This is a genomic window from Streptomyces hundungensis (genome assembly GCF_003627815.1).
Lineage (GTDB): Bacteria > Actinomycetota > Actinomycetes > Streptomycetales > Streptomycetaceae > Streptomyces > Streptomyces hundungensis_A.
Genome location: NZ_CP032698.1, coordinates 7832408 through 7854278 on the forward strand (window position 1 = coordinate 7832408; position 21871 = coordinate 7854278).

Genomic DNA, 21871 nt, shown 5'->3' on the forward strand with positions numbered 1-21871 from the left:
TCAGCCCGCAGCTGCCCGGTACGGCTCCAAGTGCCGTGCAAGGGCCGCCGGTTGGAGGCCGGCGGCCCTCGGGTGATGCGTCGCGTCGGTCTACCGGTGGACGCCGTGGACGGCTTCGGGGTCGGTCGGCGCGAGGGGCTTGGCGGCGGCCTTGCCGGCGAAAGCCGGGGTCGGCGTCACATAGACGGGGTCCGGAGCGGCCTCGGGTGCGCAGGTCTTGGCGATGCGGCCGCGCCCCTCGGGGAGGCTGCCGTCGCGGAGGTAGGCGGTGAAGGTGTCGTCCAGGCAGGCGTTGCCGTGGAAGAGGATCTCGTGGAAGCTGCCGCCGTTCTGGACGACCAGTTTCGAACCCGGCAGTGCGTCATGCATGGCGAGCCCGCCCTCGTACGGGGTGGCGGCGTCCTCGGTGGCCTGGAAGAGCAGCACGGGCGGCAGGCCCTTGCCGGTGATCTTCAGACGGCCCGCGGTGTTGCCCTGGTGGGGCCAGAACATACAGGCCGCGTTGAACCACATGTTGTTGTACGTGTAGAAGGGCGCCGAGGCGTTGACCTTGGCCTGGTCCTCCTTCCAGAACTCCCAGTCCCGGGGCCAGGCGTTCTCGGTGCACTGCGCCGCGTTGTACGCGGGGAAGGTGCCGTCGTCGGCGCCCGGCGCCGCATAGCGGTTGTAGGCGATGTTCAGGGGCTGGGTGTCGTGGTGGGTGACGTAGGCGGAGAGCACCGTCGCCATCCTGGGCCAGCGCAGGAAGTTGTACCCGCCCCCGTAGAAGGTGTCCTCGAACTCGGCGGGTCCGATCCTGCCGGCCGCCGGGGCGGCGTCGACCGGGTGGGTCCGAAGGTCCGCCTCGACCTGCTGGTAGGCCTTCTCGACCGAGGCGCCGTCCGTACCCAGGTGGTACACCGAGTCGGCCTTGGCCGCCCAGTCGGCGAAGGCGTCGAAGCGGCGCTGGTGCTCCTTGTCCTGGAGGACGTTGTGGTCGTACCAGGTGATGGTGGGTCCGACGATGCTGTCCAGCACCATCCGGCGCACGCGCGAGGGGAAGAGCTGGCCGTAGGTGGAGCCCAGTGAGGTGCCCCAGGAGCCGCCATAGAAATTGATCTTGGGTGCTCCGAGTGCCCGCCGGATGCTGTCCATGTCACGGGCGTTGTCCACGGTGGTCATGTGGGGCATCAGCCAGGACCAGTCGGCGGCGCAGTCGGCCGCGTATCCGGCGGCCTTCGCCAGCCACGCCTTCGAAGTGCCCTGGCTCACCTGGTAGTCGGGTCGCGGGCCGTCGAAGTAGTGGGCGTCGCACAGGACATGGGGCTCGCTCGCATTGGTTCCGCGCGGGTCGAAGCCGATCCAGTCGTAGGTCGAGGCGACGTCCTGCGGGATCTGCCCGGCGATGTATGCGGGCATCCAGAGCCCGGAGTCACCGGGGCCGCCGGGGTTGAGCAGGATCGGGCCCTGCTGCCCGCTCTTGGGCGCGGTGGCCGGGAGCCGGTTCACCTTGATCTTGATCTTCCGGCCGTGCGGGTCGGCGTAGTCCACCGGTACGTCGAGCATCGCGCACTGGAGCGCGGGGGTGGCGGTGTCGCCGCAGGAGCTCCAGACGAGCTTGCCCTGGCCGGTGTCCTGGGCGGCGAAGGTGTCGGGTGAGGCGCTGGCGGCGGTCGTTCCGCTGAGGGCCGCCACGGCCGTGACGGCCGAGAGGAGCGCGATGACTTTTCTCATGGAGTGCATGATGTGATATGTGAAATTTTACAGCTAGGGAACTGACACGACGTTATCAAGCTGTTACAGCACGGGAGTTGGGGTGCCCGGTGGGGCGAAGGCTCCGGCCGGTCCGGCGGACTCAGCGGCCCAGTTGCTGCTGACAGGCGCGTACGACCGACGGGTCCAGGCCGCTGCCCTTGGCCCAGGCACACACCATTCCGGGATCGTAGTGGGGGCGGGGACCATGGGCCCGGGAGTGCGGTGGTGCGGGTTCGGGATGCGGGGTGGCGGAGTGGGCGTGCCGGGGGGAGCGGTGGGCGGGGGCGGCGGCTTCGGGGGCCTGGCGGGTGTGGACGGTCCGGTCGGTGGGGTGGGCGCCGCCGGTGTCGGGCGGGGCGGGCGTCGGGTCGTCCACGGGCGTCAGGCTCTCGCGGGCGAGAGGCTGCGCAGGATCGGGTGCCACCGTGACGATGCGACGTGCGTCGGGTTCGAGCCCGCTTCCCGCCGGGCCGGTTCCGGGGGCGACGGTGACACAGCCCGACGCGAGCATCCCGGCGCACATCACGCACAACAGGCGGTCCCAGCGCATCAGCACCCCTTGCTCAAGCTCTCCCAGGTCGAAGGCTCTTCGTAGCGGGGCCGCACGGCCGAAGTCGAGCTGGGCAGAGGGCGCTTCACACCTGAGGGTGAAAACCGTGATCATCACACCGATGTGCGACGGGCGCGGCGGTGGCGCGTTCACTCGGGTGGCCCAACTTCCCGGCGCACGCCGACGGCGGGTCTGGCCGTACGTGGACTGGGGAGCGGGGTCGTCGTGCGGAAGTGATTCCGGTCGCAGCGCCGCGTGGGGTGTGGCGGGGTGGGAGGGAGAGTCACGGCTCCGTGTCCGGATGCCGTTTCGTCCCTCGCCTTCCCGACAGGTCAGGAGTGATCCGCATGAACACCGGTGACATGTTCAACCGCCCCGAGGGTCTGAAGGGCCTGGTGGCCTATGACCCCGATGGAGAGAAGATCGGCGGTGTCGAACAGGTCTACCTGGACGATGCCTCGGGCCGCCCGGAATGGGTCACGGTCAAGACGGGGCTCTTCGGCACCAAGGAGTCGTTCGTACCTCTGGCGGGCGCCCGTCGTGACGGTGACGCCCTGCACGTCGGGTACGCCAAGAGCATGGTGAAGGACGCGCCGCGTCTCGACGCCGAGGAGCACCTGGGCGTCGACCAGGAGCGCGAGCTGTACCGGCACTACGGCGTCAACGGCCACCACACCACCAACCCGGGTCCCGGCGGAGCCGCCGGCAGCGTCGACGTCCCCGGCAACGCCACCGGCACCGACGTCCACGCCCGGTACGGCAAGGACGAGGACGCCCTCGTACGCTCCGAGGAGCGGCTGCACGTCGGCACGGAGAACCAGGAAGTGGGCCGGGCACGGCTGCGCAAGGTCGTCGTCACCGAAGACGTGACCACGACCGTCCCGGTCAGCCACGAAGAGGTCAGGGTGGTGCGCGAGCCCATCCGCGAGGGCGACCGCGCCCGTGCCGACATCGGCGAGGCGGAGTCCGAGGTGACGCTCCACGCCGAGCGTCCGGTCGTGCGCAAGGAAGCCGTTCCGGTGGAGCGGGTGCGTCTGGAGACGGAGAAGGTCACCGAGCAGCGCGAGGTGTCCGACACCGTCCGCAAGGAGCAGATCCAGTACGACGACGCCACCGGCAAGGACGAGCGCCGTCGCGGCGAGGGCCGGGGCGACAGGCGTCGCTGAACCGGCTGCCCCACTGAAAGCACTCTCCCGCCGCCCCATGAACAGGGCGGCGGGAGAGTGCTTTTCCGGGCCGGGATTCGGGTCCCGACCGGGGGTTGGGGAGAAGAAGCGACCGCTCAGCGCCGATGGCGATTGTGGTGGGGGTGGTGCCACGTGAGAGCGACGGCGAGGACGACGGGCACGAGGATGAGCGTCGTGAACATCATGAAAGACGCGTGCCCGTGCGTCGGCGGCCTACACGCGGTGTCACCCGTGAGGGAGCGCGGGCTGCTGCAACTGCCTCCTCGCGTATGCCTCGCGAACGCACGGAGGGCGCGATCACACACCAGCCACGGGCGCGGCCGCACACCGGCGAGGGGGTGGTCACCCGATGTACCGGGCGGCCACCCCCTCGCTGGTAACGGGGCGATCAGGCGGGCCTGCCGCCGAAGGGGGCGCCGCTGCCGTAGTAGGTGTCGAGTTCCTTGTTGTAGCCCGCGTTGTTGAGGTGCTCGTCCCGGATGAACTCGGGGGCGTTCTTGATCTGTTCCTTGGTGCGGTCAACATAGATCTTCTGCTCGTCCGCGTCGATTCGCTCGACGGTCCCGGCAGGCAGGAGAACTTCCTTGCCGAAGATCCAGGGGCCGGTGTCGACCACGATGTAGGCGGAGCCGGCCTCGTCCGAATGCTTGTCGACCTTGCCGATGGACCCGTCGGTCGCCTCGACCTTGTAACCCGTCAGATCGACGTCGGTCAGACGGCCGGAGTTCTCGCGGTAGCCCCACATGTTGTCGGACATGAAAACAACTCCTCAGTCAACTGTGTCAGCGGTGATAGGGACGGCCGCCTTTTCTCGTCTCCCGGTCGGTACGGGATGGGAGAGGTGCGGTTCCGCTGAAACGGCGTATGCCCTCAAAGGTGCGCCCCACACCATCAGGACGGGGCGAAAAAAGAAAGTGGGCCCCGCCCTGACCAGGGCGGGCCCACCTACGGGCCAAGCTGACGGAAAACCCGTCTACCAGCGATACCAGCGGCCACTACCACCCTTCGGGCGGGCCACGAACCCGATCAGCCAGATCACCAGAACCGCGATCGCGACCCACCAAAGGACCTTGAGTGCGAATCCGGCACCGAACAGAATCAGGGCGAGCAGAAGAACGAGAAGCAGGGGAACCATAGTTATCAACCTCCAGGGATTCATCTGCCCTCGGCCGGGCTAGGCATGCGCTTAGATTTACGTGTTTCTTATCGGCACTGGTGGGAACCTGCTCGATGATTCCGGTTCGACGTCAGGCCGCGATCTGGTGGCCCGGCTCATACAGGGCCTGTTCGCGAATGCGGGCGCAGGTGCGGGTGATGAGGCGGGACACATGCATCTGCGAGAGCCCGAGTTCTTCCGCGATGGCATTCTGCGTCTTGTCCTGGAAGAACCGCATATAGAGGATGCGGCTCTCGCGTTCGGGCAGGGCCTGGAGCGCGGGCTTCACCGCCTCGCGCGCCTCGACGGTGTCGAAGTTGTCGTCGGTGGCGCCGAGGGTGTCGGCCAGGTTGCGGCCGTCGTCGCCGGGCGCGGACTGGAGCTCCGCGTCGAGCGAGAGCGCGGAGTACGAGTTGAGAGCCTCCAGCCCGTCATGGACGTCGTCCTCGCTCAGCCCGCACTGCACGGCGAGTTGGGCCAGGGTGGGTTCACCGGCCTGGCAGGCCTGGAGCTCGCGACGTGCGACGCGTACCCGGTTACGGAGTTCCTGGACGCGGCGCGGAACGTGCATGGCCCACGCGTGGTCGCGGAAGTGCCGCTTGATCTCGCCGTTGATCGTCGGAATCGCGAACGCCTCGAAGGCCCCTCGCGCCACCTCGTACCGGTCGATCGCCTTGACGAGGCCGAGGGCGGCGACCTGACGCAGATCATCGCTGTCCTCGCCACGGTTGCGGTACTTGCCCGCAAGACGCTGCGACATCGGCAGCCACGCCTTCACCAACTGGCCGCGCAGCATCTCGCGTTCGGGTCCCTCGCGCAGAACCCGCAGGCGCTCGAAGGCGTCGGCCGTGTCGGGCGCGTCCGCATGGGAGCGGACGATGTTCGTGGATGAGGGAGTGGCCATGGTGTTGCTCCTAGGGCCGCGTGGTCGGGGGATTGACCACGGAAGCCACGCGCCACGTGTGGACAGAGCACACCCACGGTGGGACTTCCGCAGACGTGCCTCCGGTCCGAAGCACAACCCGCGCTTGCCCCCGAACCCCGGCCCTAAACAACGCGAATGGGTGATGCTCGGGCCCGATGGAGCACCTCGATCCGACACCACCGGCGACATGCGAAGAGGCCCGGATCCAGTACTGGATCCGGGCCTCTTCGTTCAGTAGCGGGGACAGGATTTGAACCTGCGACCTCTGGGTTATGAGCCCAGCGAGCTACCGAGCTGCTCCACCCCGCGTCGGTGAACACCACCCTACGCCATTCCGGGGTGGCTTCCCGCCACACGGTTGATGGATCAATGGTGGTGGGTGAACCGGCGGGCCGTGGGACTCAGCCCGTCGGTTCGTCCGGCACGGGCTGCTCCGGGCGCTTGCTGCCGGAGTGCGCGGCTCCTCGACGGCCCGTGCCCGCCTCGTCGGTGTCCGGGATCTCGGGATCGGGATCGGGGCGGTCATTGTCGGAGTGTTGTGGGGAGTCGTCCTCCGCCTCCCACGGGTCGCCGTCCGCGCCGGCCTCTTGATCGGGCAGATCCCTCGGTATCGGCTCGGGCACGGGTGCTCCGGCGTCTCCGGGTCCTTCGGGCCTGCGGTCGCTCACGATGGGGTACTCCCTTTCCGTCGGCGCTTCGTTCCGCACCGCGTACCCCGGCCCACGCGGCTGACTCGGCCTCGACGAGTCGGCCGCGTACACCAGGGCCGCGCGGGCCATCCACCTCCTACCCTCGGCCCATGGAAGACATCTGGCACCTTCTGGAGTGCGTCCACGCTCCCGTCTACTTCGCGCCGGAAACGGGCCCCGCCTACACCGCTGCCGGGGCGGGACTCAAGGGCTTCTGGATGGGGTACGTCGCCTCGCGCGCGGCGGCGCTCGGCGCGGCCGCACCGGAGGTGGTGACGGCCGCGTTCTACAACTTCGCCCCGGCGCGTATCGCCCGCGCCCTTCCCGACGCCTGGCACCGCTGTCCGCCCGCGACCGTACTGGCGGCGCGACGTGACGTGGCCGACCGGTGCCTGCGCCGCCTGCTCGGGGAGCTCGTCGACGCTCCCGAGATCGCCGAGGCCGCCGAGCTCGGACGCCGCGCCGTACGTGAACTACCCACCGCTGGGCGGGTGTTGTTCGCCGCGCATGCCGCGGTGTCGATGCCCGACGAGCCCCACCTCATGGTGTGGTGGGCCGCCACCGCGCTCCGTGAATTCCGTGGCGACGGGCATGTGGCGGCCCTGCTCGCGGCCGGGGTCGACGGCTGCGAGGCGAACGTGATCAGCGTGGCGTGGGGCCTCGCACCGCCGGAGCAGCGCCTCAACCGCGGCTGGAGCGAGACGGAGTGGCGTGCCGCGCACGAGCGCCTGCGCGCGCGTGGCGTACTCGCCGCCGACGGTACGCCCACGGCCCGAGGGCGCCGGGAGCGGGCCGCGATCGAGGCCACCACGGACCGCCTGGCCGAGCCTCTCGTGGACGTACTGGGCCCGGACGGCAGGGACAGGCTCGCCGCGTGCCTCGACCCGCTCGCGCGACGGATCGTCGCGGAGGGCGGCGTGCCGTTTCCCAATGCGATGGGGCTCCCGCCGCTGCGGCCCGGGTAGACGGGGATTTCAGTGGCGGCGCAGGGTGACGAGCAAAGCGGTGGTGATGGCGGCGAGGGCGATGCAGAGCAGAAGCGTGCGGGCCCGGCTCGCGAGCCTGTCGACCGCGGGGGCCGGTTCGGGTTCGGCCGGGGCGTGCCCGTCCCCGGCGGTGCGCAGCAGGTCGCACAACACGCACTGGTCGGCCGGGCGCGTGAGGAGCGGTGTGTCGAGCCAGTAGGCGTCGGACAGGGAAGCGAAGGGCACGGGGGTGCGGCCGTGGGCGCCGGGAGAGGTCACGCCCGTTCAACGGCGCGGGCGGCCCTGCGGGCACGAGAGTTTCCCGAGAGGCCCCGGCCGGCCGCACGGTTTCCGCCATGACCGCAGGCGTCCGCCAAGGAATGTGCGGGCGTACGGAGATGGTCCAGGTCTCCCAACTGTCTTGCCGATTAAAGGAGTTGCGTCCGTGTCTTGGCCCGTCGCAGCGGCTGAAGTCTTTCGCGCGGACCGGCGCGTCCCGGACCGTCCGGATCGGCCTGGTGGAAGCCGGGACGCTTCGGCAGACTTGGGGTGGCGCGCGGGACACGCGGTGGGCGGGGGAGAGCACGGTGGCAGAGGTGCGGGGCGGCGTGGTGCGTGGAGTGGTCATGGGGGGTACGGCCCGGCCGAGTGACCGCGCGTCGATCCGGCGGACCAACCTCGGTCTCGTGCTGCGGCTCCTGCGCGACACCGGCCCGCGCTCGCGCGCACAGATCGCGGCGGACACGGGGCTGCCACGCCCGACCGTCACCAATCTCGTCGCCGAACTGGTCGAGCTGCGCCTCGTGCGCGAGGGGAACTCGCAGCGCGAAGGCGCGGTGGGACGGCCGGGGGTGAGCGTCGAGATCGACGGGCGAGCGGTCTGCGGCCTGGGCGTGGAGATCAACGCCGATTACGTCAGCGCCGTCGCGCAGTCCCTGGGCGGCGAGCGCGTCTTCGAGCGCCGGATTCCCCTCGACGTCCCGGCGGCCGGGCCCGACGCGGTGCTGGACGCGACGGCGGAGTTGATCCGCGCGGCCGACGCCGCCGTTACCGCCGCCGACGCACGGCTCGTGGGCGCGGCCCTGGGCGCGCCCGGCAATGTGGACATCGGCACCGGTCACGTCGTCTACGCCCCGAACATCGGCTGGCGCGGCGTCGCGGCTCTGGCCGAACTGCGGCGCCGTCTGGGCCGCGACGCGCCCGCGCTCCATCTGGAGAACGACGCGAAGTTGGCCGCCATCGCCGAGTACGTGATCGCTTCCGCAGCCGACATCCACGACCTCATCTCCCTCACGGGCGAGACCGGCGTCGGCGGCGGCATCATCAGCGGTGGCAGGCTCCTGCGCGGAGCCCGCGGCTTCGCCGGCGAGATCGGCCACATGCAGCTGGCCCCCGGCGGCCGGCTCTGCAACTGCGGTCGACGCGGCTGCTGGGAGACCCTGGTCGGCCTCGGCGCGCTGCTGCGCCACGCCGCGGACCCGGACGACCCCGTCCACGACGCGTCCCTGGACGTCGCCTCCCGCCTCGACGACCTGCGCCGACGCGCCGAGGCGGGCGACGCCCGCACGCTCGGCGCGCTCGACCGCCTCGCCGACGACCTCAGCCTCGGCATCGCGCTCCTGGTCGATGTGCTCAACCCCCGCGCGGTCGTACTCGGCGGCTATTTCCCGGTCTTCGCCGACCATGTGCTGGACCGTGTGCGCGAGGGCGTCGCGCGACGCGTCATGGCCCCGGACTCGGGCGGCTGCGAGATCCTCCCCTCGACGCTCGGCCTCGAAGCCCCGGCCCGCGGCGGGGCCCAACTCGCCCTGGACGCCGTCTACGAGGACCCGAGCGGCACCGCCGCCGGAGGCCTGCGGCGCGGCGCGCGCCCCTCATAGCCCGTACACCACCGCTCCTGGCCCGTTCAGCACCGCTCGTGGCCCGTACACCGCCCCTCATGGCCCGTACACCTGGAGCGACCAGAGTGAATAGCCGTAACCCGTCCCGCGCTTCGTGCCGTAGAGGCGCAGATAGCGTCCGTGGCCGGAGAGGCCGGTGAGATCGTCAATGTCCCCGTCGCCGGACGTCGTGGTGCGCAGCGTGGTCCAGGACTTCGCGTCGTCGGAGACCTGGACCTGGTAGGCCTTGCCGTACGCGGCTTCCCAGGTGAGCTTCACCTCCGCGACCGCCCGGTCGGCCCCGAGGTCCACCTGGATCCACTGCGCGTCGGAGAACTGGCTGGACCAGCGCGTGGCCCCGTCCCCGTCGACGGCGGAGCTCGCCGGGGTTGCGGCGGACTGGACGCTCGACGCGGTCGCGGGCCGGTTCAAGGCCAGGTCGGTGTGAGCTGCGGCGACCAGAGTCAGCAGCTGGTCGGCGGAAGGCCGGGTGTCGCCCTGCGTGCCGGGGTTGTCCCAGTCGCGCACCGGCGCCGTGCTCACGGGCTGAGCCCCCGCCCCCAGGCTGAGGACCAGACCGCTGTACCGGTTGATCAACCGGTACGCGCCCGTGGGAACGGACGGGCCGCCGGGGGCGGGCGCGTGCACCACCGGTTGCAGGGACCACTGCTGTGCGACCGCCGGCTGTGTGGCGGACCGCGTCAGTGTGACGCCCGCGCCCCAGGCGCGCCCCGCATCGCCCGAGCCGACCGAAAGCCCTTGCCCCGAAGCGGAGTTGGTGACCGTGTAGAAGCCGTCACCCGTGGCATCGAAGCGCCAGCGCTGAGCGGGGGAGGAGGCGTCCGGGGCGGCCGTCCCCAGACCGGAACCGCTCTGCGCGAGGTAGTGACCGCTGCCCGCGCCGATCTGGTAGGAGGCGCCCGGCACCACGGGGGCCGGAAGGTCCGACGCCGCGTTCGGCGTGATGGTGACGTTCGCGTACTCGCTCGTGTAGGTCGAGCAGTAGAAGGCGCAGTACGAGCGGAACGTCTTGCCGACTACGGTGGACCCGGTCAGGCTGGCCGGGTCCAGCATCCAGCGGTACCAGGCGGCGTTCGGCTGGTTGGCGACCAGGCCCATGTCGGTCCACTTCTGCGTGGCCAGGTCGTCGGTGACGTAGAAGTGCAGAGGTGTCTTGGTGTCGGTGGCCTGCGCGATGTTGTTCTGGGGGGTGCCGATGTACTTGCCGAGGTACGCGCTCCAGGCGACGTTCATCACCGCCAGCTGCGAGTGGTCCGGCATGGCGCCGCGGGCCACCTGGTCGGCGACGGTGCCCGTGCTGTCCGGCCGGTAGTCCTCGCCGGGCGTGAGATAGCCGGAGCCGAGGCCCTCCGACGGGATGATGTCGCTCTCGGCGCCGCCGACACCCGGGGTCCGCCACGCGCCGTCGTACCACTTGGTCCAGGACGAGGACGCCATCTTCCTCGACATGGGGGCCCGCGCGACGTGCTGGAGCCAGATGGTGCCGCCGCCGGACTTGTCCAGGACGCGCGTGGCGTAGAAGGCGTAGAAGTAGCCCGAGGCGTAGTCGACGAAGAGCCGCTGGTCCCCGTCGCCGTAGTAGTACGTCTCGTGGGGGAAGGCCGTGGTGTCGGCGCGTGCGGTGCTGAAGGGCGAGGTGATCGCGTGGCCCTGGATCGACCAGGTCGCCCCCCGGTCCTTGGAGAGCGCGTAGTCGATCGCGTCGTAGTGCAGGCCGTCGCCGAAGGGCTGCGGCGTGAACTCGTTGTGCACCAGGCCGTACCACCAGCCGGTGTCCGGATCGACCCACACCCCGCTCAGATCACAGAAATTGCGCTGCGTATACCCGGAGGAGGCGGGGGCGTTGGTGGCGGTGCGGCCGGTGGGGCTGTTGTTGCACCGCCAGGTGGTGTCGGCGTTGCTGTCCGCGGGGTTGGCGGGATCGGAGGCGTTGCTGACCGGCGCGAGGGTGACGTTGTCGAAGTTCTGACCGGTGAAGAAGTTCCACTGCCGACTGTCCTTGGCGCCGTACAGGGCGTGGGACTGCTGGTAGTAGAACCGCCCGTCGCGGTCGGTGAACGGGACCGCGGGGATGTCGTCGGGGTTGTCGAACTCGGTCGCCGCCCCGGCCGACAGGCCGTACCGGGCGGACGGCGCGCCCGCCGCGCTCCACTGTTGCGACGCCTTGGACGGGTCGCAGGAGGCCAGCCCCACGCGAGCCGTCGACGCGGCCGCGCCCTGTACGGCGAGGCACTTGCCCGACTTGACGCTGTAAAGGGTCCTGTCCGGAAGGTACTTGAACCGCTGGTGTGACGCTTCGGGCGCACAGTCGTACAACTCGACGAGTGTGCCTGTGGCGTTGGAGGCACCCGTGACGTCCAGACACTTGCCGAGCACCGTCACCGCGCCGTCGTCACGCCAGGTGAACTGCTGGGCCGCTGTGCCGTTGCACCCGTAGAGCCGGATGGGATTGCCGTTGGCGGTTGCGGCGTCGGCGTCGTCCAGACACCAGCCGCCCACCGTGATCGTGCCTGAGCCTGTGCCTGTGATCGTGCCCATGCTCGTGGCGGCGTTCGTGCCCGTACGGCTCGTCGCGCCCGTATCGCTCACCGCGCCCGTATCGCTCACCGCGCCCGCGCCGCTCGCCGGGCCCACCGGAGCGGCCGTCGCGGACGCCAGAGGCAACCCCGCGAACGCCAGGCCCATGACGGCACCGACCCCGACACGCCGGCCCCTCGCGCCCCAGCGTGATCCCCACCGTCTCATGGCCGTCACCCTCCTCCATTATTTTGATTAGCATCAGAACTAATTACGCTCCTCGTCAACCCCCTTGCACGGCAAGGCTGTTCAGCCTGATAGGCAAGCGCCCGCCCGCCGGCCGGGTCGGGGTCGGGCGCCGGGTCACCCCGGATCGTTCCGGATGCCCAGCGAGGCGCCGCCGCCGCTACTTTGTCGACCGCCGCCATCAGACCGAACAGCCCGGGGAGCAACGATGCCGACGACCGTCACCACCGTCCGGGCGACACCCGCCCCGCTCAGGCACCAGGAGCGCAGGGTGCTCCAGGGCGTCGGGTGCGGGCTGCGGGACGACGAGATCGCCGCCGAACTCGCCATCCCCGAGGGCGTCGTGGCCGGACATCTCGCGCGGGTTCTGACCAAGCTCGGGCTGCGTGATCGGGCCGCCGCCGTTGTGCACGCCTTCGACTGCGGTCTGGTCGTTCCCGGCCGCGGGCCCCGGGCCCGGGCGGAGAGCTCGGTGCCGCGCCTCGCCGTCGGCCATGCGGCCGGGCCGGGGGTGCGGATCTCCGTGCTCGGCCCATTGCGGGCCTGGCAGGACGGGCGCCCTGTGAACCTGGGGCACCTTCGCCAGCAAGCGGTCCTGGCGGCCCTCGCGCTCGGCGCGGGGCGGACCGTCAGCCAGCAGGAACTGCTGGACGGCGTATGGGGGACGGAGCCGCCGCTCACCAATGTCGTGCCGGTGTACGTCTACCGTTTGCGCAAGGCCCTGCGCAGCGGGGACAGCGCGGACTCGGTGATCGAGCATGACCGGTGCGGCTACCGGCTGACGCCCGGCGCCGTCGACGTGGACGTGATGCGCATGGAGCATCTGGTCGCCGAGGCCGCGACGGCCGATCGTGCGGGCGAGGCGCCCGAGGCGATCCGGCTGTGTTCCCAGGCCCTTGACCTGTTCGGCGGGGAGCCGCTGGCCGGCCTGCCCGGGCCGTTCGCGGAGCTGGAGCGCATGCGGCTCACCGAGCGCAGGACGGCCCTTGTGCAGCGGAAGCTGGAGTGGCAGCTTCGATGCAGCCAACTCGGCGAAGCTGTCGCCGAGTTGGCCGCGCTGGCCGCGGCCCACCCTCTGAACGAGCAGGTCGCGGCCATGCTGATGCGCGCCCTCTATCTGACTGGGCGTCAGGTCGACGCGGTGGCCGTGTTCGATCGCACGCGCGGTCACCTGGCCGACGAGCTGGGGGTCCCGCCGAGCCGGGCGCTGCGGCAGACGTACCAGATGATTCTGCGCGGGGACGACGCCGGGCTCGGCCCCGCCCTCGCGTGGAACACGGCGCCCGACCACCCCGGGTCGGGTCGGTAGGGCGACAGCCGACGGGGTGTGCGCGTCACGCGTCCTCGGCGGACGGTCCCGCCTACGCCTTCTGCCGCGTGCCCGCCGCGGTCCCCGCCGTGAAACCCGGCGACTCCACTGACTCCATCGCGATTTCATCGGCCCTCCCTAGCGTGTCAGCGTTCGGACGAGGGTCTGGACCACAGGGGAAGGACGGGCTCGATGGCGCGGAGGAGATGGACAGCGAGGCTGCCGATGGCAGTCATGGCCGTGGTGGCGGTGATCAGCACGATGACGGCCGCGGGAGCCTCCGGCTCCGCTGCGGCCACCGGGACGTCCGGCGCCGTACCGGCCGGCGGGCCGGGGCCGGACAAGCCGACGATCCGCTACACCGAATACGGGATCCCGCACATCATCGCCTCGAACTGGGAGGGTCTGGGAACGGGCTACGGGTACGCCGTGGCCAAGGACAACATCTGCACCCTGGCCGACACCTATCTGATGGTCAACGCCCAGAGGTCCCGCTACCTGGGTGCCGACGGCAAGGCGAGTCCCGGCGAGAACCAGAGCACCACCAACCTCAACAGTGACCTGTACTTCCAGCGGATCAACGACAACCGCGTGGTGGAGCGGCTGCTCGACCAGCCCGCCCCCAACGGACCGGAGCCGCAGGTCAAGGAGGCCATTCGCGGCTACGTCCAGGGATACAACCGGTACCTGGCCGAGACGGGCGTCAACAACATCACCGACCCGGCCTGCCGCGGCGCGGCCTGGGTGCGGCCGATCACGGAGCTCGACGTCTACCGGCACGCGCACGCCGAGATCATCATGGGCAGCGCCGACCCCCTGCTGGAGGGCGAGGTCAACGCCCAGCCGGCCGTGCCGACTTCGGCCGCACCGAAGCCGTCGTCCGCCGCACCGAAGCCGTCGTCGGCCGCACCGAAAACCCCCCCGGCGGGCGCGCCCCTCTCGCCGGAGGAGACCGCGAAGAGGATCCGCGACGCGATGGCCGCCGCCCGACAGCAGAGCATGGGCAGCAACGCGTTGGCGGTGGGCTCACAGGGCGTGTCCGGCGGCACCGGCATGCTGCTCGCCAACCCGCACTTCCCCTGGCAGGGGAAGAACCGGATGTGGCAGAGCCAACTGACGATTCCGGGCGTGGCCAATGTGTCCGGGGCCAGTCTGCTCGGATTCCCGGCGATCAACATCGGTCACAACGACGACGTCGCCTGGAGCCACACCATCGCCACGGTGGCCCCGTTCGGCCTGTTCGACGTGCAGGTGGATCCGCTGAACCCGACCAACTACCTGGTCGACGGCGCCTGGCAGAAAATGACCTCGCAGCAGGTCACCGTCGACATACGGAACGCGGACGGCTCCCTGGGCAAGGTCACCAGAACGCTCTGGTCCACCCGCTACGGCCCGATCACCACCTCGATCCAGGGACAGGCGCTGCCCTGGGTGGTGAGCGCACACGCGGTCCGCGACGTGAACATGGACAACCTGCGGGCGCTCAACACCTGGTTCCACCTTGACCAGGCCACCGATGTCCACGACGTGGTGCACACCCTGGAGTCCACGGAAGGCGTCCCGTTCTTCAACACGGTCGCCACCGACCGCAAGGGCAACGCCCTGTACGCGGACATCCAGGCCACTCCGAACATCACCGACGAACACGCGGCGTCATGCCTCACCCTGACCGGGAAGATCCTGTTCAGCCAGCAACTGCGGCTGCCGAACGTGCCGCCGATCTCCATCTTCGACGGCAAGCGCAGTGCGTGTGACTGGCCCGACGACCCGAACGCGGTCGCGCCGGGCCTCCTCGACCCGCACAAACAACCACGCCTGATCCGGTCCGACTTCGTGGGCAACGCCAACGACAGCGCCTGGCTCGCCAACCCGGAGCAACCCCTGTCCTTCCCCCGGGTCATGGGGGACACCGCGGCGCCCCGGTCGCTGCGCACCCAGGAGCTGATCCTGACCGCGCAGAACCGCATCGACGGCACCGACGGCCTGCCGGGCAGAGGCTTCACACCGGAGAACATGCGGCAGTTGCTCTTCGCCGACAACAGCAGGGCCGCGGATCTGGCTCTCAACGCGACGGTGTCGATGTGCCAGAGCGCCCCCTTCGGCTTCATCCTGGTGGACGGCACCCTCGTCAACGTCAGCGAGGCATGTCCGATCCTGGCCGCGTGGAAGGACCACAACTACACGTCGGACAGTCGGGGTTCATGGCTGTTCGAGACCTACTGGGCCCTCCTCGTCGGGCGGGACGCCATCGAGAAGCTGCCGTGGCGGGTCCCCTTCGACCCCAAGGACCCGGTCCACACGCCCAATTCGCTGGACTCCGGCAGCTCCGCCGTACGCGACGCGTTCGGGCGGGCGGTGATCGCGCTCCGCAAGGCGGGTGTTCCGCTCAACGCGCGTCTGTCGGACGTCCAGAAGGTCACCCGCAACGGAGAGCAGATCCCGATCCACGGCTCGATCAGTGAGCTGGGCGTGCTCAACGTGGTCACTCCCGGCATGGTGGACGGCAAGCTGGACATCGTCTTCGGATCCAGTTTTGTCCAGCAGGTGAAGTTCACCGCCGACGGGCCGCCGCAGGCATCCTCGGTCCTGACCTACTCCCAGTCGGCGGACCCGACTTCGCCGCACTATGCCGATCAGACCAAACTGTTCTCGGCCGGCCAATGGGTGACCGAACGGTTCACCGAGGACCAGATCTCCGCCTCGCCGGCCCTGGAGGTCAAGGTGCTGGACTGAGAACGACGGACGGGCACGCCGGGGCTCCGAGCAGGTCCCCGGCGTGCTGTTTCATCGGGATGTCATCGCGTCCCGGTAGGTTCCGCGCCGCGCAACGACGACAAGGCTCATGAGGGGGCAACGCTGTGATGAAGAAATCGAGTCGATGGCGAATGATGGTGGCCCTGGCGGCCACCCTGGTGGGAATGGCCCTGCCGGTCGGTACGGCACAGGCGGCCGGCCCCACCGCGCCGCCACCGTTGACGGACGGGTTCGGCCTGACCCAGGTCGACACGTCGACCGGCACTCCCACCAACTTCAACCTGACCGTGACCACGCCCGAGGTCGCGGGCAAGCACCACATCAAGATCATTCTGCCGAGCGGGTACTACGACGACCCGACCCGGCGCTACCCGGTGCTGTACTTCCTGCACGGCTCTCCCGACGACCCCGTACAGCAGAACTATCCGGCGTTCGGCACCACCGACAAGATGATCACGGTCATCCCGGACGGCGGCGCCCGCGGCTGGTATGCCAACTGGCTGAACCAGCGGACCGCGGCCGGGGCCCAGAACTGGGAGAACTTCCACCTCAAGCAGGTCATTCCGTTCATCGACGCCAACCTGCGGACCATCGCCTCCAAGAAGACACGGGCCATCGCCGGCGTCTCCATGGGCGGCTTCGGAGCACTCCACTACGCCCAGGACCGTCCCGACCTGTTCAGCCAGACGGCGTCCTTGTCCGGCGACATCGATCTGTCGGTCGACTCCATGGACCTGCGACTGGCCGTCGTCGCCTCGCTGATCGACGCCCAGGGCACGGTGTGCGGTTCGTCGTCCGGCATCTGTGACCCGAACGTCGACCCGTACAAGCCGGGCGTGGACAGTGACGCACTGTTCGGCTCGCCCTACCCGATCTTCAACGCCGACCGGGTGTGGAACCAGGTCGACCCGTCCCAGCACATGGACAAGCTCGCCAATGTCGGTGTCTCGATCTATGTGGGCAACGGACATGGCTCGGTGACCGACCCGGAGTTCTGGCTCGAAGGGGCGTCGAAGCACGTCAAGGACCGCATGGACGCCCTGGGGATGTCGTACCACTACGTCGACTACGGCGACGGAGCCGCCTGGGGTACGCAGTGCAACGGCGGCCACAACGGCGGCTGCTGGGACCAGGACCTCCGCGACCTGATCCCGAGGCTGGAAAGGTCCTTCGCCTCCTGACCGTCGTCCGTCCGGACGAGGATCCCGGCGCCTGGTGTACCTGCGCCACGTGTACCTGCGCCACGTGTCCCCGCGCCACAGGCACATGTGCCCCACATGGGCCTGCGCTCCACATGCCCGTGCGCATAGGGGCCCCGCGCAGGACCCCGCCACAGGACCCCGCCCGCCGTCAGGCCTTCTCGTCTACGAGACCTGGCGGCGGGCGGCCATGTGTCCTCGCGGGGGCGGGGCGTCTCATCCGGCGACCACCGCGCGCAGGGTCTCGACCCACCAGTCGAGCACGCGGTCGCGCGCGTCCGCGTCGAGGCCCACGCTCCTGCGGAACTCGTCGCCGAACAGGGGCTCGGTGGCGACCGCTTGATGCACCGCGGCAACCGCGAGCTGGACCGCCTCGCGGGTCGGGGCCGTGCGGTCGCGCGCCGCGCAGTTGGCCAGGGCCTGGGCGTGCAGGCGGTCGACGACCTCGTCGAGCAGCCCGCTCCCGGTGTCGCGCCAGCCCAACTGGCGCAGCGCCAGGGCGAGTTCGGCGTAGCCGCCGGCGTAGAGGGCGGCCAGTACCCGGACCAGCTCGGCCGGGTCGGCCGCACCCTCGGACCACCCTTCGAGGGCCGCGTGCAGCTCGGACTTGAGGGTCGCCCCGCCGAACCGCAGCAGGGCCGACAGCAACTGCTCACGGGTGCCGAAATGGTGGTTGACCGCGGCGTCGGAGACGCCGACCTCGGCGGCCACGGCGCGTACCCGCACGGCCGCCGGGCCGCCCGCGGCGAGCAGCTTGGCGGCCGCCTCCAGGATCTGCCGCCTGGCCTCTTCGGGTGTGCGTCGTACTCGGGTAGCCATGCAGCCACCCTACCGCCCTACCTTGACGCATCAAGGTAGGCGGCTTACCTTGGAGGCTCAAGGTAAGGGGTGTCGGGCATGGGTGGCGGGCGTACGGTTCTGTCGACGGCCGAGCTGGCTGCGGCGCTGGGGGTGAAGATCCATGCGCCGGAGCCGCCGACCGAGATTTTCTACACCCGGGCGGGCCGCCGGCTGCACGGACTGGACTGGGGCGGGACGGGCCCCGGTGTTCTGCTGCTGCACGGGGGCGGACTGAGCGCACACACCTGGGACTTCGTGTGCCTGGGTCTGCGTGGGGTGGCGCGCCTGGTGGCTCTGGACCTGCGCGGCCACGGCGACAGCGACTGGTCCGACGACTACCGCGTCGCCACGATGGCCGACGACGTCATCGCCGCGGCCGACCACTTGGGCTTGGCTCGTGTGGGCCTTGTCGGCATGTCGCTCGGTGGTGTGGTGGCCGCCCATGTGGCCGATACCCATCCCGGCCGCGTCGAGCGGGTGGCGCTGATCGACGTCGCCCCCGGAGTCGACTTCGAGAGCACCGGACGGATGCGGGCATTCATGGCGGGCCTCCGCCCGGTAGCCGGACTCGACGCGGTGGTGGACGCCGCGCTGCTGGTCAACCCGAAGGCCGACCGGGCAAGCGTCGCCCATCGGATGAGCACCCTGTTCCGCCGTGCCCCCGACGGTGTCTGGGTGCCGAAGGGCGACCCGCGCCCGCCCGACTTCCCCGCGATCCTCGCCGCCATCGAGCAGCTCCCCACCCGGCTCGCCCGGGTGCCGGTGCTGCTCGTGCGCGGCGGACGCAGCAAAGTGCTCGCGCAGTCCACCGCGGAACGCCTGGTCGAGCAGCTTCCGGACGGCGAACTCGTGGTGGTGCCGGACGCGGGACACAACGTGCAGGAGGACAACCCGGCCGCCCTGATCCCGGCCCTGCGCGCCTTTCTGACGCGCTGACCCCTTCGCCGCCGGACGGGACCGGACCAGGCCGGGCCGGGCGAGGCGAACGGGCCAAGGCCGGGCTCTTACGGGGTGTAGACGGCGTCGCTTCCGTACAACTGCTGGGTGAAGGCCGAGACATAGGTGTGTCGGTCAAGACCGTCGAGGTTGTACGTGAGGTACACGCCGTATCCTTCGCCGACCGTCCGCTTGGCCAGGGCGGCGGCGGTGCTCGACGAGGTGGCCGCGAAGTCGATGGCCGCCGGTGACAGGGCGGACTTGGGCAGCGCGATGCCCGGGACGCCCCAGGTGCCGTAGTACGGGTTCCAGGCGTAGTTGAACATGGACGAGATGTTCACGCCACCGTAGGACAGCCGCGATGCCGCGGGCCCGATGTTGTAGAGCGAGATCAGCTTGCCGGGCATGTTCGCGCGCAGTGCGGACACCAAGTACACGAACGAGCTGCTGTTGGGCTGGCCGGTGCCGTTGTTGCCGTACTCGGCGTATTCGTCGTCGAAGTCGATGCCGTCGAGGCCGTACTTGCTCACGGCGTCCGACAGTTGCTTGGCGAACGCCGTGGCCGCGGTCTTGGAGGAGAAGTTGGCGAAGCCGGCGCCCTGATGGTTGCCGAGGATCGACAACATCACCTTGATGCCCTTGGCCTGGAGCGGGCGGATCTGGGTCTGGACGTTGTCGAGGACCCGCTGCACGTTGTCGTTGAAGTACAGGTAAGCCGACTTCTTGGTCGTGTCGTAGTTGATGTTGGCCGCGAAGATGACGGCCACGTCGAACACGTTGCCGCCGCCGTTGGCCAGCTTGTACTTGCCGGCGTTGAGCATGCTGTTGCTGTTCACCTCGATATAGGCCACCGAGGTCGGTCCCTTCTTGGCGGGCGCCACCGCCGCATGGGTGGACACCGTTCCTCCGCCCACCAGTGCCGCAGCCGCTATGAACGCGAGCGCGGCCGTCCGCACTCTGCTCCGGTCGAAGATGCGCATGTTCATCAGCCTCCTGTCACCTGGACTTGCCTCATGAACGCGTTCGCGGGACCAGCGGCGGACGTGTGCCACACCCGCACGGATGGCCGTGTAACGGCACTTGCTCGTGCTGGGCGTCAAAGCCGCGAGCTCTCCGCCCAAGGGGCTGAACGGCACGGCCCGCCGCGCCTGTAGTGCCGCCGTACGCGACCGCATGTTCCGGCCAGTGGGGAGCCTGCCACACCGGAGCCCGACGCCGATAGGGCGCCTCCATGGCGAGGAACGGTGTCGTCAAAGGAGTTTGGATACGGCGCGTTCGGCCGAGCGGATCCTTCGACAGGTGCGGCCGAGGTGCGCCGAACAGTGCCGTTGTCGCTGGTCAGGGGCGCCCGTTGGACTATCGGCCGAGGGCGTCGTGTGCCCATGGTGAAGAACGCGCATTGAGCGCCGTGGGGTTGAGCGGTTGGATTGCCGAGGCCTCCACCATGGGGCCGCACCACACAGGAAGGCCGGAGGCCACCACGCTGCACACCGTGAGCGGTGCGCGTCGGCATGCCGAGCGAAAAGGATGCGTATGACCTCCCTGCTCAAGGGCTGCACACCGTGGCCGGAAGAATTCGTCGACCGGTACTGGGCGGCCGGGCACTGGCGCGGCACCACGCTGGACAGCCTGCTGCGCGACTGGGCGTTGGAGTACGGTCCACGGACCGCACTGGTGCACGGGGACACCCGCATCACCTACGCGAACCTGAACCGGAGCGTGAACCGGATGGCGGCCGCGTTCCGGATGCGGGGACTGCGGCCCGGGCAACGGGTCGTCGTCCAGCTGCCGAACGTTCCCGAACGCGTCATCACCGTCTTCGCCCTGATGCGCGCCGGAGTGGTCCCGGTCCTCTGCGCGCTCTCGCACCGTGAGCCGCAGGTGCCGGAGATCGTGCGGATCACCCAGGCCATCGGATACGTCGGCCCGGCGACGCACCAGGGCTTCGACCACATGGCCATGGCGGAGAGCATCGCGGCCCAATGGCCTTTCCTACGGCGGGTGTTCACCCTGGAGGAGCCGGGCGCGTCCTCCCCGTACGGGGGTCTCACGACCGATCCGTCGGGGTGTCAGTACTCGTCGCTCGGCTCGCTCGACTCGCCGCCCGGTCCGGCGCTCGCGCTGAGCGCGGACCAAGTGGCGCTGTTCCTGCTCTCCGGGGACGTCAGCGAGGCGCCCCGGATCGTTCCGCGCACCCACAACGACTACGCCTACCAGGCGCGGGCCGCCGCCGAGTCGGTGTCGCTCACCGCGCAGGACGTGTATCTCGCCGCGTTGCCACCCGACGGCCCTGTCGCCTTCGGAGGCCCGGGGATCGTCGGCGCGCTGTCGGCCGGAGCCACCGTGGTCCTGGTCGACGGCCCGGAACCCGCCGCCTGTCTCGCGCTCATCGAGCGGGAGCGCGTGACCGTCGCAGCGGTGCCGGCCCTCGGCGTGGGGACTTGGCTCGACGTACTCCCCGCGGTCCAGGCCGAGTTGAGGGACCTGCGACTCGTGCAAGTCGTCGGCGTGGACCTGTCGCCGGAATCCGCCGGGCGGTTGGGCGTCGAGCTGGGTTGTCGCCTTCAGCGGGTCGTCGACCTGCCCGAGGGGCTGCTTCTGCTCACCCGGCCCGATGATCCGAGGCGCACCGTGCTTCATACTCACGGCCGCGCGCTGTCGCCCGACGACGAGATTCGTGTCGTCGACGCGGAGGGCACGGAGGTGCCCGACGGTGAACCGGGCGAGCTCCTCGTGCGGGGTCCGTACGCGGTGCGGGGCTACTATCGGGCGCCCGACCAGAACGCCCGCTCCTTCACTGGCCAGGGGCACTTCCGTACGGGTGTCCTCGCGGCGCGGAACGCGGACGGCACGCTGGTGTTGGTGGGGGGCGCCTTCCCACCCACCCGCCCGTAAGCGCAGGGTTGGATGGCCCCGGCCCTCCTGGGGCTCCGCCCCAGACCCCGTTCGCGCCTTAAGGGCGC

Annotated in this window: 18 protein-coding genes and 1 tRNA gene; 8 read left to right on the top strand and 11 right to left on the bottom strand. The window is 70.0% G+C overall.

The genetic code is table 11. The features are described from left to right. Positions 1-90: 90 nt before the first annotated feature. Together DWB77_RS34785 and DWB77_RS38080 are read right to left on the bottom strand one after the other, a co-directional pair. Entirely contained in the window at positions 91-1713 is a 1623-nt protein-coding gene (locus tag DWB77_RS34785; RefSeq protein WP_120728591.1) for an alpha/beta hydrolase, read from the bottom strand. A gap of 121 nt (positions 1714-1834) precedes the next feature. Continuing rightward, positions 1835-2398: a hypothetical protein gene (locus DWB77_RS38080; protein ID WP_162952674.1), complete on the bottom strand. Its 564-nt coding sequence runs from the start codon at positions 2396-2398 to the stop codon at positions 1835-1837. 233 nt (positions 2399-2631) lie between these two features. Here DWB77_RS38080 and DWB77_RS34795 point away from each other — a divergent pair, with 233 nt between their 5' ends. Then, a complete protein-coding gene (locus tag DWB77_RS34795) occupies positions 2632-3450 on the top strand; it encodes a DUF2382 domain-containing protein (RefSeq protein ID WP_120726437.1) in 819 nt (272 codons plus the stop codon). A gap of 409 nt (positions 3451-3859) precedes the next feature. Here the strand turns inward: DWB77_RS34795 and DWB77_RS34800 are convergent, their stop codons facing one another. The 5 genes from DWB77_RS34800 to DWB77_RS34820 all read right to left on the bottom strand — a co-directional run bounded on the left by DWB77_RS34800 (position 3860) and on the right by DWB77_RS34820 (position 6220). Then, a complete protein-coding gene (locus tag DWB77_RS34800) occupies positions 3860-4228 on the bottom strand; it encodes a PRC-barrel domain-containing protein (RefSeq protein ID WP_120726438.1) in 369 nt (122 codons plus the stop codon). A 216-nt stretch (positions 4229-4444) separates the two neighbouring features. Continuing rightward, positions 4445-4606 (bottom strand): hydrophobic protein, encoded by a 162-nt coding sequence (locus tag DWB77_RS34805; RefSeq protein ID WP_120726440.1) that lies wholly within the window; start codon positions 4604-4606, stop codon positions 4445-4447. Positions 4607-4718: 112 nt separating this feature from the next. Further along, complete coding sequence (locus DWB77_RS34810; RefSeq protein ID WP_120726442.1) at positions 4719-5531, bottom strand: SigB/SigF/SigG family RNA polymerase sigma factor; 813 nt, start codon at positions 5529-5531, stop codon at positions 4719-4721. A gap of 256 nt (positions 5532-5787) precedes the next feature. Continuing rightward, positions 5788-5861, bottom strand: a tRNA-Met gene (locus DWB77_RS34815). 92 nt (positions 5862-5953) lie between these two features. Then, the gene (locus DWB77_RS34820; protein ID WP_120728593.1) at positions 5954-6220 is read right to left on the bottom strand and encodes a hypothetical protein; all 267 of its coding nucleotides are present in this window, start codon (positions 6218-6220) and stop codon (positions 5954-5956) included. 131 nt (positions 6221-6351) lie between these two features. Between DWB77_RS34820 and DWB77_RS34825 the strand changes: the two genes are divergently transcribed. Beyond that, on the top strand, positions 6352-7206 hold the full coding sequence (locus DWB77_RS34825) for an SCO6745 family protein (protein WP_120726444.1): 855 nt from the start codon (positions 6352-6354) through the stop codon (positions 7204-7206). Between the two features lie 9 nt (positions 7207-7215). On the opposite strand, the gene DWB77_RS34830 is transcribed toward DWB77_RS34825, so the two are convergent. Next, positions 7216-7485, bottom strand: a complete 270-nt coding sequence (locus DWB77_RS34830) for a hypothetical protein (protein WP_120726446.1) — start codon at positions 7483-7485, stop codon at positions 7216-7218. A gap of 308 nt (positions 7486-7793) precedes the next feature. Here DWB77_RS34830 and DWB77_RS34835 point away from each other — a divergent pair, with 308 nt between their 5' ends. Further along, entirely contained in the window at positions 7794-9086 is a 1293-nt protein-coding gene (locus tag DWB77_RS34835) for an ROK family transcriptional regulator (RefSeq protein ID WP_216826886.1), read from the top strand. A gap of 57 nt (positions 9087-9143) precedes the next feature. Here DWB77_RS34835 and DWB77_RS38085 read toward each other — a convergent pair whose 3' ends face one another. After that, complete coding sequence (locus tag DWB77_RS38085) at positions 9144-11792, bottom strand: ricin-type beta-trefoil lectin domain protein (protein WP_162952675.1); 2649 nt, start codon at positions 11790-11792, stop codon at positions 9144-9146. Between the two features lie 286 nt (positions 11793-12078). On the opposite strand from DWB77_RS38085, the gene DWB77_RS34855 reads away from it, so the two are divergent. From DWB77_RS34855 to DWB77_RS34865, 3 genes are all read left to right on the top strand, one after another. Beyond that, positions 12079-13179, top strand: a complete 1101-nt coding sequence (locus tag DWB77_RS34855) for a BTAD domain-containing putative transcriptional regulator (RefSeq protein ID WP_120726450.1) — start codon at positions 12079-12081, stop codon at positions 13177-13179. Between the two features lie 192 nt (positions 13180-13371). Next, the gene (locus DWB77_RS34860; protein WP_120726452.1) at positions 13372-15912 is read left to right on the top strand and encodes a penicillin acylase family protein; all 2541 of its coding nucleotides are present in this window, start codon (positions 13372-13374) and stop codon (positions 15910-15912) included. A 128-nt stretch (positions 15913-16040) separates the two neighbouring features. Continuing rightward, the gene (locus DWB77_RS34865) at positions 16041-17114 is read left to right on the top strand and encodes an alpha/beta hydrolase (protein WP_428985174.1); all 1074 of its coding nucleotides are present in this window, start codon (positions 16041-16043) and stop codon (positions 17112-17114) included. A gap of 234 nt (positions 17115-17348) precedes the next feature. Here the strand turns inward: DWB77_RS34865 and DWB77_RS34870 are convergent, their stop codons facing one another. Beyond that, positions 17349-17951, bottom strand: coding sequence for a TetR family transcriptional regulator (locus tag DWB77_RS34870; RefSeq protein ID WP_120726456.1), 603 nt, complete (start codon positions 17949-17951; stop codon positions 17349-17351). Between the two features lie 78 nt (positions 17952-18029). Between DWB77_RS34870 and DWB77_RS34875 the strand changes: the two genes are divergently transcribed. Further along, positions 18030-18908: an alpha/beta fold hydrolase gene (locus DWB77_RS34875; protein ID WP_120726458.1), complete on the top strand. Its 879-nt coding sequence runs from the start codon at positions 18030-18032 to the stop codon at positions 18906-18908. Between the two features lie 68 nt (positions 18909-18976). Here DWB77_RS34875 and DWB77_RS34880 read toward each other — a convergent pair whose 3' ends face one another. Next, positions 18977-19888: an endo-beta-N-acetylglucosaminidase H gene (locus tag DWB77_RS34880; protein ID WP_120728597.1), complete on the bottom strand. Its 912-nt coding sequence runs from the start codon at positions 19886-19888 to the stop codon at positions 18977-18979. Positions 19889-20441: 553 nt separating this feature from the next. On the opposite strand from DWB77_RS34880, the gene DWB77_RS34885 reads away from it, so the two are divergent. Further along, a complete protein-coding gene (locus DWB77_RS34885; RefSeq protein WP_120726460.1) occupies positions 20442-21803 on the top strand; it encodes an AMP-binding protein in 1362 nt (453 codons plus the stop codon). The last annotated feature ends 68 nt before the right edge of the window (positions 21804-21871 follow it).